This is a genomic window from Undibacterium sp. TJN25, assembly GCF_049339885.1.
In the GTDB taxonomy this organism is placed as follows: domain Bacteria; phylum Pseudomonadota; class Gammaproteobacteria; order Burkholderiales; family Burkholderiaceae_D; genus Undibacterium.
Window position 1 is genome coordinate 679232 of the sequence record NZ_JBMPPM010000002.1, and the last position, 13360, is coordinate 692591.

Here is a 13360-nt window from a genome sequence, read left to right on the forward strand (position 1 = left end):
TTCCTTATAATGAAAGCCAATTTTTCCAGGGAAGAACATGTTTGGATCCAACCCCGGCCCGTTGCGGGTCATCCCTTTGATAGCGGGCTTGATGGCCGTTGCCCACTTTCAGGCCGCGTTTGCGCAGGCACGGCCTGCGTGGGGCACGCCTCCAGCGACGCCCGTGCACAACATAGTGACCAGCTATTTCGGCAGCAAAGTCAATGATCCTTACCGTTACCTGGAGCAGATGCAGGACCCGGAAGTAAAAGGCTGGATGCAGGCGCAGGCGGACTTTACCAGCGAGGTCTTGTCGCATATATCGGGCCGCGCTGCCTTGCAGCAGAGGCTGACCGAGCTTGGCAATGCATCCGAAACCATTGGTACCGTGGTGGAGGTCCAGGGAGAGCAGTTCTACCTGCTGGCAGAGCCGGGGCGCAACAGCCGCCGCCTGTTTGCACGCAATGCCGCCACCGGAGCGCAGAAACTGGTGCTGGACCCGGATACGCTGGCCCGGCCCGGCGAACACTATGCGATCGATTATTTTTATCCCTCTCCGAACGGCGAAATGGTCGCAGTCGGGCTGTCCCAAGGCGGTTCTGAAAACAGCGTGCTGAGGATAGTCAAATTCAGCGACAGCAGCCTGCTGCCGGAATCGATAGATCGCGCGGGCCTGAATCATCACGGAATGGCATGGCTGCCCGACAGCAGCGGATTTTTTTATAACCGCTTGCCCAAGCCGAATGCAAAAGGAGCGGCTGAACGCTATAACAAAAGCGTCGTGTGGCGCCACATAATTGGCCAGAGCGTGGACAAAGACCAGGCGCTGATCGGCTTCGGCCTGAACAGCCAGCGCCCGTTTGCGATTGCCGACCTGCCGCATCTGCTGACCGACGCGGGTTCCGACTTTGTCATAGCCGAGATCGAGCACGGCGACGCCGTGGACCGCAGCTACTACTTTGCGAGGCTGAGCGACGTCAAGGGCGGCGCCACGCCATGGCAAAAGCTGGCTGACCCCACGGACAGGATACATGCGGCCAGCCTGCAAGGCGATCGCCTGTATCTGCTGTCTTTCCAGAATGCGCCGCGCGGCAAGCTATTGCAGCTGGACATGAAGAAGCCCTTCCTGTCGTCTGCTAAAGTCGCTATTAAACCGGGCGCCGACGTGCTGCGCAATATGGCTGCCGCCAAGGACGCTGTGTATGTGCATGCGCTGGCCGGCGGCAACAGCAAGCTGATACGGCTGGAGCACGTCAGCCTGAAAGCCGAAGTGCTGGACCTGCCTTTTACCGGCAGCATACGCCAGCTGGCGGCAGACACTGCCAATGACGGGGCGCTGCTGGCGCTGGAGGGCTGGACCAGCCCCAAGACAGTGTTCAGGGTCAGCCCGGAGGGCCGTTTCAGCAATGCCGAGATAGCTCGCGCATCGCCGGTCAATTTCAGCGACATCGCCAGCAAGCTGGTGATGATAAAGAGCCACGACGGCGTGCAGGTGCCGGTATCGCTGCTATACCGCACGGGTATGAAGCAGGACAGCAGCAACCCGACGATACTGAGCGGATACGGCGCCTATGGCATCACGATGTCGCCTGGCTTCGACCCCATGCGCCTGGCATGGCTGGAAAAGGGCGGCATTATTGCCATCGCTCACGTGCGCGGCGGCGGTGAATTGGGAGAAGACTGGCACCAGGGCGCGCATATCCTGAACAAGGCCAATACGGCGCTGGACTTTATCGCCGCCGCAGAATACCTGATCAAGAACGGCTATACCTCCAGCACCAGGCTGGCGGGCCAGGGCCGCAGCGCGGGCGGCATCACGATAGGCGGCGCCATCAACCGCAGGCCGGAGCTATTCGCGGCAGCACATAGCGGCGTAGGCTTGTCGGATTTGCTGCGGGCTGAACTGACGCCCAACGGGCCGCCGAACATCGCCGAATTCGGCAGCGTCAAGAACCCCCAGCAGTTCAAGGCCATGCTGGCCAACAGCCCCTACCATAACGTCCGCGACGGGGCGCAGTATCCGGCCGTGATCGTCACTACCGGCGCCAACGATCCGCGTGTGGCGTCGTGGATGGCGTCCAAGTTTGCCGCGCGGCTGCAGGCGGCGTCTGCCAGTAGCAAGCCTGTGCTGTTAAGGGTGGACTACAACACAGGGCACGGCATGGGCTCCGGCAAGGAGCAAGTTGTTGCTGAAACCGCGGACGTATGGTCCTTCTTTTTATGGCAGATGGACGTTCCCGGATTCGCGTATAAATAACAAACGCAGTAGAGCAGCGGGCAGGTGCATGGCCCAATCCTAATCCCGGTGTAATCCATGCAGGCTGGCATATCGGGCCGGCGGACAACCGGCTGTCCGGCTGAAGGCTGTGCTGAACGCACTTACGGACTGGTAGCCGCAATCAAATGCAATCTGGGAGAGGCTGCTGTGGCCGGCGCGCAATGCTTCTTTCGCTTGTGCCATGCGCCATTGGAGAAGATAGTCGATGGGCGGCAACCCGACAATGCGGCCGAAGCGCTCTGCAAATACCGAGCGCGACATACCGGCGACCGCAGCAAGTTGCGCCACTGTCCAACTATGCCGCATATCGGCATGCAGGGCTCGCAGGCTTGCAGCGATCTGGGTGTCGGCAAGGCCTGCCAATAGACCGCTGCGCACTTCGTTGATCTGGTTTGCCGCATATCGGATGGCTTCGACCAGCATGGCCTCCAGCAGCCGTTCCAGCATCAGTGTCCGGCCGGGACGATCGGACAGGGCCTCATCGCCTATCAAATCCAGCAGACCACAGAGCCGCGCAGCAGCGGGGTCGGAGGATCGGACTATCACCTCCGCGGGCAATAGGCCCTTGAGGAGAGCTGCGTTAGCGGTATCGAATGTGAAGTGTCCTCCAAATATCCGCGTGACAGATCCATTCTCGTCAGCAGGGGATGCCGCGCCTTCGGCGAGCGTCCATTCCGGCGGTGCATTGAGAAGCAAAAAGTCACCCTGCTGCAAAGGCTTGGATACTTGCCCCGAAACCTGCAGCCGGCAAGTTCCCTCGGCAATCAGGCAAAATGCGACGCCTTCTGTTTTTTGAAACTGCTTTGTCCAGTTGCCGCTGGCTTCGGCGTGCTTCCAATTGAGCGCTTTGGGGCGCAATAGTGTAATGGCTTGGGTAAGCGGATCCACTTTAAGACGATCTCGAATAAAAATAAGAGTTTTGAGTATAGATCATCCACAGTGCCGTGAGTAAACTGAGGCTGCAGGTATCGGGCCTGCCTACTCACATTTGATGAAGGGATGCCGAGATGTCATTTGACCAGAAGGATGTTTCATTCGTACATGGCCACGCAACGCGCGCGAATTGGCGCACTTCGCCCTTTAGCCAATGGGCCTTCCACAACGTGCGTGACATCATCCCGTCTGTTGATATAGAAAATGACCCCATACGCGTCGTGCCGCTGTTGACGGAGATTTTATCCTTCGACCAGTTCAGCCTTGCTGCAGGCGACGGGCAATTTTGGGGTCTCGATGAATTTTTGCGCAAAACCTGCACCGATGGTTTTGTCGTCCTGCACGATAACCGCGTCGTCTATGAGTTTTACGATAATGGAATGACGCAATGGACGCCGCATATCCTGATGTCGGCGACCAAATCGGTGGTCGGCCTTATTGCAGGCATCCTTCAATCGCGCGGAGTTCTTGACGTCGACGCACTGGTTTCGGATTTTGTGCCAGAAGTTGCAAGAACGGCCTATTCCGGCGCCACCATCCGGCAGCTTTTGGACATGCGGACCAGCATTGTCTTCAACGAGCAGGAATTGCGCGCTTACGATGCCGCAAGCAATTGGAACTCGCCAATTGCCGACGATGCAGAAGCGAGCCTTCATGCTTTTTTTGAAAAGACGACAGGTTCCGCGCATTCCCATGGCGGCCCGTTCCGTTATCTATCGCCGAATACCGATCTTCTTGGTTGGGTACTGGAACGCGCTACAGGAAGGCAATTTGCTGAACTGGCCAGCGAGTTGCTGTGGAAGCCCATGGGAGCGGAAAGCAGCGCCTACATCACGGTGGACGACAGCAACGCTGCCCGATGCACCGGCGGCCTGTGTGCTACCGCGCGCGATTTCGCAAGAATCGGCTGGCTGGTCGCAGCAGACGGATATTGCGGGGCTGCTGAAGTGCTTCCGTCCGCCTGGATTCAAGACATGGCCGACCATGGCGATTGCGAGGCTTGGAACGAGGGCGATTTCGCGCCGCTTTTTTCCGGGACAAATATGCGATATCGCAGCGGCTGGTATGTCATTGATGATGAGCCGAAGACTTTGTTTGCGATGGATATTTACGGACAAAATTTATTCGTCGACCAGAAGAACCGCATCGTGATCGCTAAGATGTCGTCGCAGGCGGCGGCGATCGATCCCTCGGCAATACGGTTGACACATCAGGCAGTGGCGAAAATCCGGCACTGCCTGACAGGGTAAAGTCAAGGTAGTAAATCTCACCCCTCAAATACGCGGGGCACGACCCGCGCGCTTGCTACCGCCTGCTACCTATACGCGCACCAGTAGCTTACCTATGTTCTTGCCTTCAAACAGCATATTCAAGGCTTCCGGCAACTGCTCGAAGCCATCCACGACGGTTTCGTCAAAAACGATTTCCCTGTTCTTGACCCAGGGAGCAACGATGGCGCGCATTTCTTCCATCCGGTAGACGAAATCCCTGGCCAGGATGCCCTGTATCGTCGCGCGCTGGAACAGCATGTGCTGCAATATGCGCGGCGCCAGGTCGGGGTGATCCAGCCCGCCGTCGTACTGGCTGATCGTGCCGCAGATGATGATGCGCGCCCGCAGCTTGATCAGCGGTATTACCGCATCGGTGACCATGCCGCCGACATTGTCGAAATAGATGTCGACGCCGCCGGTCTGCTTCTGGATTTCTGCCGCCAGCGAAGCCGTATCGGCAAACGCCTTGTAGTCAACTGCGGCATCCAGCCCTAGTGTATTGACGAGGTAAGCGCATTTCTCCGCCCCGCCGGCAATACCCACCACGCGGCAGCCTGCGCGCTTGCCGAACTGTGCCACCAGCGAGCCCACCGCGCCTGCTGCGCCGGATACCACCAGCGTTTCGCCCGGGCGCGGGCGGCCTGCATCCATCAGCCCGAACCATGCTGTCCTGCCTGGCATGCCAAGCACACCCAGCGCCGTTGAAACCGGTGCAGCTTCCGCATCCAGCTTTTGCAGGTCGTTTGCATGGCATTTGTCGAACAACTGCCAGCCGTTGTAGCCGAGGACCCAGTCGCCGGGCTGAAAGCGCTCGCTGGCGGAAGCCATCACCTGGGCTACGACACCGGCCCGCTGCACGATGCCCAGCGGATGCGGTACGTCGTAAGTGCGCCGTTCATGCTGCTGGATGCGCATATAAGGATCCACGCTGATATAGCGTGCCTGCACCAGCACCTCATTGTTTGCAAGCACGTCATCGATAACGCTTTCGCGCAGTTCGTAGTGTTCCGCACTGACGCGGGCTTCGGGCCGTTTAGCGTAAAACCACTGCTTGTTCTGGAAAATCCTGGTTTGCATGCCTGCCTCCTGTTGGATGAGTATTGCGGATATTGTTGAGTATCTGCGATATTTATATACTTTTGTTCGATAAAAATTCAATAATTATGTCTTTAAATTCACTTATCTGAATTTTATGATTGATTTGGCCACACTCAAGCATTTTCTGCTGATTGCCCGCCACCAGAATCTGGCGGCGGCATCCGAACAGCTTCATCTTACGCCAGGCGCCTTATCCAAATCCCTGAAACGACTGGAGGATGAATTGCAAGTCCGGCTGTTCGACCGGGACGGACGTTCGCTGAAGCTGAACCTGGAAGGGGAAAAATTAAAATCCCGGGCCGCCGCCTTGCTGGAGGCGGCAGAGCAGCTGCAGTCGGAATTCGCCGGAGATAAGCAAGCCTTCAAATGCCGTATTGCTGCGCCGGCGCTGCTTCAGTTGCGATGGGGGCAGGAAATTGCAACGCGCACCATGGCAGGCTATCCGCGGGCGCAGTTCAACTTCGAGCAAAAGACCGAGCATGCGGCACTGGCGGCGGTGCTGTCAGGAGAGTGCGACGTGGCCGTGGTGACTACTTCCGTTACCGCTAGCCTGGACTCGCGGCTGGCGTCGGCTTCGCTTGGGGAAACGGAATTCAAGGTAGCCATCGGTGCGCAGCATCCGCTGGCGCTGGCAGGCAGGACACAGGTGGCCGTGCAGGAAGTGCTGAAGCACGATTTCGCCGCCTTGCTGACGCCGCCGTTCGTGTCGCTGGAACGCCACGCCGCCACCGATGGCTGGCGCGACGACGTGTTCCAGAGGACGATATGCTACCGCAGCGACGATCTGCTGCTGATCAGCCAGCTGCTGGCAGAAGGGAAGGCGCTGGCCTACCTGCCGGAATATGTGATCCAGCGCCTCGGCATGCAGGTGCTGGCTATTTCCGGATGCCCTTATTTTTGCAGGCAATCCGTAGTGCTGGTGTATAGAGAATCCGGTAGCCAAGGCTGGATAGCGGCACTCGCGGGTATGTACAAAAACTGAATTGTGTTTTGATCGGGGTGTTTGCTGCGGTGCGGTACAATGACAGATACACGCAGCAGGCATCCATTTCGATTTCGGGAACTTGCCGACTCCCGTACCAATTACCGCTACATCTACACTCATGGCCCCATCATGACCCGCCCTCGCTTTTTGCCAGATAACCTGACGCTGATGCTGCTGAGTGTCATCGCCATCGCCAGTATTTTTCCTTGTACCGGCCAGGTCGCCATCGTTTTTGACTGGCTGACAACCCTGATGATAGGCCTGCTGTTTTTTATGCATGGTGCCAAACTGTCACGCGAAGCTGTCATTGCCGGCGCCTCGCACTGGCGGCTGCACCTGACGGTGCTGGCCTTTACCTTTGCCGTCTTTCCTTTGCTTGGGCTGATACTGAAGCCGGCGCTGCTGCTGATCATCACGCCGGATCTGTATCTCGGCATCCTGTTCCTGTGCGTGCTGCCGTCCACCGTGCAATCGTCAATCGCGTTCACCGCTGTCGCTCGCGGCAACGTGCCTGCGGCAATCTGCAGCGCATCGGCGTCCAATCTGCTGGGTATTTTCCTGACGCCGGTATTGGTCGGCATGATCGTGGCGGCGCATGGGGCCAATCATTCTTCGCTGGATTCCATCCTGAAAATCGTCTACCAGTTGCTGGTGCCGTTTGTCGCCGGCCAGATCGTGCGCCCGTGGATAGCCCCGTGGATAGAAAGGCATAAGGACGTGCTGAAGATGGTGGACCAGAGTTCCATCCTGCTCGTGGTCTATGTCGCTTTCAGTGAAGCAGTAGGGCAGGGCTTGTGGAAGCAGTTGCCGCTATACATGCTGGTCAGCCTGATAGTCATCAGCGCCGTGATGCTTGCCATTATCATGGGGCTGGCCACATTCACCAGCCATCGTTTCGGCTTCAGCAAGGAAGATGAAATCACCGTGGTATTCTGCGGCTCCAAGAAAAGTCTTGCCAGCGGTGTACCGATGGCCAAGGTGCTGTTCGCCAGCCAGTCGGTCGGCATGGTGCTGCTGCCGCTGATGCTGTTCCATCAGTTGCAACTGATGGTGTGCGCAGTGATGGCACAAAAGTACGCGGCGCGCGTACAAAAATAGACACTGTTCAGTACGCCGACCCAACAAAAAAGCCGCGCCAGAGTATATCCAGCGCGGCTTTTCTTTCATTTCACGGCGGTTTATTCCTGGCCGACCTGCAAGATCAGCTTGCCGAAGTTTTTACCCTCAAACAGCATCAGCAGCGCATCGGGAAACGTGTCCAGACCCTGAACGATATCTTCGCGGGTATGGAATTTACCTTGCGCCATCCAGGCGCCCATCTCGGCTGCAGCTTCAGGGAAGCGCGCAGTATTGTCAAATACGACAATACCTTCCATGCGGGCGCGGTTGACCAGCAGTGACAGGTAGTTCGCCGGGCCTTTGACAGGGGTAGTGTTGTTGTACTGGGAAATGGCGCCGCAGATAATGATGCGCGCCTTCATGTTGATGCGCGTCAGTACCGTATCCAGGATCTCGCCGCCGACATTGTCGAAGTAGATATCCACGCCGCTAGGGCAATGCTCTTTCAGGCCGTCCTTGACGGAACCTGTCTTGTAGTCGATGCAGGCATCGAAACCGAGTTCATTGACGACGAAATCGCATTTTTCCTTGCCACCCGCGATACCGACCACGCGACAGCCTTTTTGCTTGGCAACCTGGCCCACTGTCTGGCCTACCGCGCCTGCCGCACCGGAGACAACAACGGTTTCACCAGCCTTCGGCATGCCCACGTCCAGCAAGCCGAAGTAGGCGGTCATGCCGGGCATGCCCAACGCGTTCATGTACTTCGGCAACGGCGCCAGCTTGGGATCAACCTTATAGAAGGCCGCAGTCTTGTCGTCGGCAGCGCCTACCCAGTAATTTTGCACGCCGGTGGCGCCGGAGACATAGTCGCCTACTGCAAATTTGGAGGACTTGGATGCAATCACCTTGCCTATGCCACCCGCGCGCATTACTTCGCCGATGGCGACTGGGCGGATATACGATTTGCCTTCATTCATCCAGCCGCGCATTGCCGGGTCCAGCGACAGGTAGATGCTTTCAACGGCGATCTCGCCATCGGTGATTTCGCGCACGGGTTCGGTCGTGACCGACCAGTCGCTAGGTTTGGGCAGGCCTACAGGACGGGCTGCGAGGCGGAATTGCTTGTTGATGAGGGCGCTTGTCATGGTGTCTCCTGAGTGGTTTTAATGTGCAGCGTTTCATTTACAGCGGGTAGGCAATACGCCCGCAACGGACTCTATGTGCGCAACTATACATTATTAAGAACGGTCGTGCTTTTTAATTGAACTTATATTTTTGCTCTCAGTGTCGATGCACTGCCTGCGGACTAGGATAAGCGCTTCCGACATGAGATAATTGGAAGTTAAGTATTTTCTTCATTCCGCAAAATAATATTCGCTTTCAGAAACAAATCAGCCAATGATTTGTGTATAGAACACCATTATGCATCCAGAATACATACTTACTCTTTCGTGCCCCGACCAGCGCGGCATCGTCCACAAGGTTTCCGGCTTTTTGGCGCAGCACGGCTGCAACATCATTGACTCAGCCCAGTTTGGGGATGCGCAGTCACAGCTGTTTTTCATGCGCGTGCATTTTTCTGCCGAAGACGCGCAGATCGGCGATCAGGCGCTGCGTGCGGAATTTACGGCCTTGGGCGCGGATATGCGCATGCAGTGGCAACTGCACGACGCGCACCACAAGCCGCGGGTCATGCTGATGGTGTCCAAGATAGGTCATTGTTTGAACGACCTGCTGTTCCGCTACAAGAGCGGCCTGCTGCCGGTGGAAATCCGCGCCATCGTCTCCAACCATACTGACTTTTACCAGCTGGCTGCCAGCTACAATATCCCTTTCCACCATCTGCCGCTGGCTGCCGGCGCAACGGCCGAAGCAAAGCAGGTGCAGGAACGCAAGGTGCTGGAAATAGTCGCCGACAATGACATTGAGCTCGTCGTGCTGGCGCGTTACATGCAGATACTGTCGCCCGACATGTGCGCCGCGCTGACAGGCAAGGCCATCAACATCCACCACTCCTTCCTGCCCAGCTTCAAAGGCGCCAAGCCTTACTACCAGGCGCATGAACGCGGCGTCAAGCTGATCGGGGCAACTGCCCATTTTGTGACCGGCGACCTGGACGAGGGACCGATCATTGAGCAAGACGTGGAGCGCGTGGACCATTCGATGGGGCCGGATACCTTGACGGCAATCGGCCGCGACGTCGAATGCGTGGTACTGGCGCGCGCGGTGAAGTGGTTTGTCGAACACAGGATACTGCTGAACGGCCACAAGACCGTGGTGTTTAAATAAGCGGACGACGTCCGCAACAATCCATTCAGTTACCTATTTTCCGGCCCTTGCGGCCGGGCAGAGCATTAAGAACATGGCATTAAAATCGATCATTTACAAAGCAGACCTGAGCATTGCCGACATGGATCGCGGCTATTACGCAGAACACAGCCTGACCATTGCCCGCCACCCGTCTGAGACCGACGAGCGCATGATGGTGCGCGTGCTGGCATTTGCCATCCACGCCAGCGAAAGCCTCAGCTTCGCCAAAGGTCTGTCGGACGTTGAAGAGCCGGATCTGTGGCAAAAAGACTATACCGAAGCGATACAGCTGTGGGTGGAAGCCGGCCAGCCCGATGACAGGCGTTTGCTGAAAGCCTGCGGCAGATCGGAAAAAGTGGTGGTCTACAGCTATTCCAGCACCAGCGATATCTGGTGGAAGCAAATGAACAGCCGCCTGGACCGTGCAAAAAATCTGAAGGTCATGAACGTGCCCGCGGCAACCAGCGAAGCGCTGACCAAGCTGGCGCAGCGTAATATGCAGCTGCAATGCACGATACAGGACGGGCAGATCTGGCTGACGGCAGGAGAAACTTCGGTGCAGGTAGACCTGGAAACCTTCAAGGCAGAAGCCTAGGCGGCCAGACATTCCGCTGTCCGGATTTGCCGGGGCTTTACTAACGCATTGCCTGGATGCGCTCCAGCAGCAGGTCAGCGACCTGCCAGCTGGATGGCTGCCATGCATGAATGACCGGCACGTGCACGGTCTCTTCCGCCCAGTCCGCTTTTACTTCAGAAAAAGAGACGATGCTGTCATTGCCTTCATCGCCAAAGGGCGTGAAGCGGCCGTTGATGCCTCTGTTGCCTATCATGGCCGTGGTCGGCACTGTCACTGCCGGGATTGCCTGCATGCGCTCATACGACGCCAGCAATTGGCCGCAATCGCCGGTAAGCAGCTTGTAGACAAAGAAGTTGCGTAATTTTCTGGCGATGCGGGAGGAGCTGGTGGGGGAACCCAGCAGGAACAGCCGACGCGGCATGCGCGTGCCCGGCGGCAGCGCGGAGATGACAGCCCGCAGCAATACGCCTCCCAGTGAATGGCCCAGCACCACATAATCGCCCCGCGCTGCAAGTTCCTGCAGCTTGCCGCTCAGGCGAACGACGATCTGGTCAAAGCTCTCCATCGACACCGAATAATGGAAACCTTCGAAGACATGGCCATTCTTCCGCATCCGCTTGCGGATGGGAAATCCCGAGATGGGCGAACGCCCCATGCCGTGTACGTAGAGGACGTGCATCTTTTATCCTTTTCTTAATACTCGGCCCGGTTTTTTGGCGCCGGCAGGCGCGTCGAACGGCGCTTTGCATGCATAACCCGGCAGGGGGGCGCGCATGCCGTCAGCAAAAATTATGCAGCCAAGACGCGGCGCAGCCAGGGGCCGATGTCGTCGATTTCTTCCTGGCAGACTGAGTGCTGCATCATGTATTCATGCCACTCGACTTTGTAGCCCATCGCTGCCAGCAGGTCGCGCGACTGTTCAGCGCGCTGGATCTGGATCATCTGGTCGCCGCGGCCGTGGGCCAGAAATATAGGCGTATCCTGGTTGGCCGCGCTGCGTTCCGCAGCAACCAGGTCTCGCAGCGGCAGGTAGCCGGACAGGCACAGCAGGCCGCCCAGTTTCTGCGGATAGCGCAGGCCGGTCTGCAAGGTCATCGCACAGCCTTGCGAAAAGCCGGCGAGGATGATGCGTTCCGTGGGAATGCCGCGGGATATTTCGCGCGCGACCAGTTGCTCCACGGATGCCTGCGACGCGCGCAAACCGGCTTCATCTTCGCGCCTGGCAAGATCCGTTCCCAGAATGTCGTACCAGGAGCGCATGACGTAACCATTATTGATGGTGACCGGCATCGTCGGCGCATTCGGGAACACGAAGCGGATGTCTGGGCAGCCGCTCAGGTCCAGCTCCTTGGCAATGGGGACGAAGTCGTTGGCGTCGGCGCCCAGGCCGTGCATCCAGATAATCGCCGCGGAAGGGTTGGGGCCGCTTTCCAGTTCTATGGTGTCGAGTAGTTTGGTCATGGTTTGTCTGGGTAGTTCAGTTGATGACTGTTGATGGCTGTTTTCTACATGCAGGCATTGCACAAGATGCGCAGGCAGCCGCGAGCGCCCTGAACAACAGGCGTCTCTTATTTTGCTGCCGCGCCACGGATCGCAGATTTCGGCCGGAAAGCCTTGCATACAGCGTCGTGGGTCTCGATGTAAGGCCCGCCTATCAGGTCTATGCAATAAGGGACTGCAGCGAAGATACCGGACACAAGCTGCTTACCGTCGGGATCTTTTAAACCTTCCAGCGTTTCCTTGATGGATTTCGGCTGGCCGGGCAGGTTCAGAATCAGCGCGGCATGTTCCGCCGTTTCACGTATCACCGCAACCTGCCGCGACAGGATGGCCGTGGGAACGAATTGCAGGCTGATTTGTCGCATCTGTTCACCGAAACCCGGCATTTCCTTGGTGGCCACCGCCAGTGTCGCTTCGGGCGTAACATCCCGCCGCGAAGGGCCGGTGCCCCCGGTCGTGATGACCAGGTCGCAGCGGCTGACGTCGACCAGGTCCTTCAGTGCCTGTTCTATCGCCGGGCGCTCGTCAGGAATCAGTCGGGTTTCCATGGTCCAGGCGCTGCTGAGCGCCTGGCCGAACCACTCCTGCAATGCCGGCAGACCCTGGTCCTGGTAGACCCCGCTGGAGGCGCGGTCGGAGATGGATACCAGTCCTATCTTCAAGGTATCCGGAGCTAAGGTGCTGCTGACAGGCTCACTCGTCATCTTGTTCGTCGTCCTCTTCTTCATCCGCGTCTGCATTGCCTCCATTCCTGGCGGCGGCAATCTGCTTCAGTATCTGGAAGATCTCGCGGTAGGCTTTCGGCGGCTTGTTCTCTGCCTGTTCCTTGCGCGCGTTACGGATCAGCGTGCGCAGGTGCTGCACATCCAGTTCAGGATTTTCTGCCAGCAACTCGGTCAATGCCTCGCCATCGGTCAGCAATTTCTCGCGGCGACGCTCCAGCGCGTGCATGGCTGCCGTATCGGACTTGGACAGACCTTTCCAGCTATCCAGGGTCTTCTGGATGGCTGCGATTTCGTCCTCGTCCAGTGTGCGCATTTTTTTGCCCACATACTGCATCTGGCGGCGACGGCCTTCATGGTCCTTGATCTGCTGGCAGATGAGGATAGCCTCGCGGACGTCTTCCGGCATGGGTACCCGTTTGACACGGTCGCGGGGCTGCTCCACCAGTTCCTGCCCCAATTTTTGCAGGGCGGTCATTTCGCGTTTTAACTGCGATTTGGAAGGGCGATCGTATTCTTGCTCGAACTCGTTGGATTGGAAGCCGACTGAGCCTCTATTCGGATTTGGCATATTTCTGGCGCCTTTATTCTATAAACTTATTGAAACGACTGCTATGATACCCTCTTTATCCGTACACCCCAAAT

The 13360-nt window shown here is 57.7% G+C and carries 13 protein-coding genes; 6 read left to right on the plus strand and 7 right to left on the minus strand.

The window, feature by feature from the left end; genetic code table 11:
• The first annotated feature begins 37 nt into the window (after nt 1-37).
• Nucleotides 38-2236 carry a prolyl oligopeptidase family serine peptidase gene (locus tag ACO0LO_RS06765; protein ID WP_422963429.1) on the plus strand — a complete coding sequence of 733 codons (2199 nt, stop codon included), beginning with the start codon at nt 38-40 and terminating at the stop codon, nt 2234-2236.
• 39 nt (nt 2237-2275) lie between these two features.
• Here ACO0LO_RS06765 and ACO0LO_RS06770 read toward each other — a convergent pair whose 3' ends face one another.
• Nucleotides 2276-3145 (minus strand): AraC family transcriptional regulator, encoded by an 870-nt coding sequence (locus tag ACO0LO_RS06770; RefSeq protein WP_422963430.1) that lies wholly within the window; start codon nt 3143-3145, stop codon nt 2276-2278.
• A 119-nt stretch (nt 3146-3264) separates the two neighbouring features.
• On the opposite strand from ACO0LO_RS06770, the gene ACO0LO_RS06775 reads away from it, so the two are divergent.
• Complete coding sequence (locus ACO0LO_RS06775; RefSeq protein ID WP_422963431.1) at nt 3265-4440, plus strand: serine hydrolase domain-containing protein; 1176 nt, start codon at nt 3265-3267, stop codon at nt 4438-4440.
• A gap of 69 nt (nt 4441-4509) precedes the next feature.
• Here ACO0LO_RS06775 and ACO0LO_RS06780 read toward each other — a convergent pair whose 3' ends face one another.
• Nucleotides 4510-5538: an NADP-dependent oxidoreductase gene (locus tag ACO0LO_RS06780; protein WP_422963432.1), complete on the minus strand. Its 1029-nt coding sequence runs from the start codon at nt 5536-5538 to the stop codon at nt 4510-4512.
• A 124-nt stretch (nt 5539-5662) separates the two neighbouring features.
• On the opposite strand from ACO0LO_RS06780, the gene ACO0LO_RS06785 reads away from it, so the two are divergent.
• Together ACO0LO_RS06785 and ACO0LO_RS06790 are read left to right on the plus strand one after the other, a co-directional pair.
• Entirely contained in the window at nt 5663-6541 is an 879-nt protein-coding gene (locus ACO0LO_RS06785; protein ID WP_422963433.1) for a LysR family transcriptional regulator, read from the plus strand.
• A gap of 132 nt (nt 6542-6673) precedes the next feature.
• A complete protein-coding gene (locus tag ACO0LO_RS06790) occupies nt 6674-7642 on the plus strand; it encodes a bile acid:sodium symporter family protein (RefSeq protein WP_422963434.1) in 969 nt (322 codons plus the stop codon).
• Nucleotides 7643-7722: 80 nt separating this feature from the next.
• Here ACO0LO_RS06790 and ACO0LO_RS06795 read toward each other — a convergent pair whose 3' ends face one another.
• Complete coding sequence (locus ACO0LO_RS06795; RefSeq protein WP_422963435.1) at nt 7723-8751, minus strand: NADP-dependent oxidoreductase; 1029 nt, start codon at nt 8749-8751, stop codon at nt 7723-7725.
• Between the two features lie 274 nt (nt 8752-9025).
• On the opposite strand from ACO0LO_RS06795, the gene purU reads away from it, so the two are divergent.
• Nucleotides 9026-9895, plus strand: coding sequence for a formyltetrahydrofolate deformylase (purU, locus tag ACO0LO_RS06800; protein ID WP_422963492.1), 870 nt, complete (start codon nt 9026-9028; stop codon nt 9893-9895).
• Nucleotides 9896-9968: 73 nt separating this feature from the next.
• Nucleotides 9969-10511, plus strand: coding sequence for a YaeQ family protein (locus ACO0LO_RS06805; RefSeq protein WP_422963436.1), 543 nt, complete (start codon nt 9969-9971; stop codon nt 10509-10511).
• Between the two features lie 40 nt (nt 10512-10551).
• Here the strand turns inward: ACO0LO_RS06805 and ACO0LO_RS06810 are convergent, their stop codons facing one another.
• From ACO0LO_RS06810 to yjgA, 4 genes are all read right to left on the minus strand, one after another.
• Nucleotides 10552-11172, minus strand: coding sequence for an esterase/lipase family protein (locus ACO0LO_RS06810; protein ID WP_422963437.1), 621 nt, complete (start codon nt 11170-11172; stop codon nt 10552-10554).
• A 110-nt stretch (nt 11173-11282) separates the two neighbouring features.
• Nucleotides 11283-11954, minus strand: coding sequence for an alpha/beta hydrolase (locus ACO0LO_RS06815; RefSeq protein WP_422963438.1), 672 nt, complete (start codon nt 11952-11954; stop codon nt 11283-11285).
• Nucleotides 11955-12061: 107 nt separating this feature from the next.
• Nucleotides 12062-12697, minus strand: coding sequence for a molybdopterin adenylyltransferase (gene mog / locus ACO0LO_RS06820; RefSeq protein WP_422963493.1), 636 nt, complete (start codon nt 12695-12697; stop codon nt 12062-12064).
• Complete coding sequence (gene yjgA / locus ACO0LO_RS06825) at nt 12687-13286, minus strand: ribosome biogenesis factor YjgA (protein WP_422963439.1); 600 nt, start codon at nt 13284-13286, stop codon at nt 12687-12689. Before yjgA ends, mog begins: the two co-directional genes overlap by 11 nt.
• Between the last annotated feature and the right edge of the window lie 74 nt (nt 13287-13360).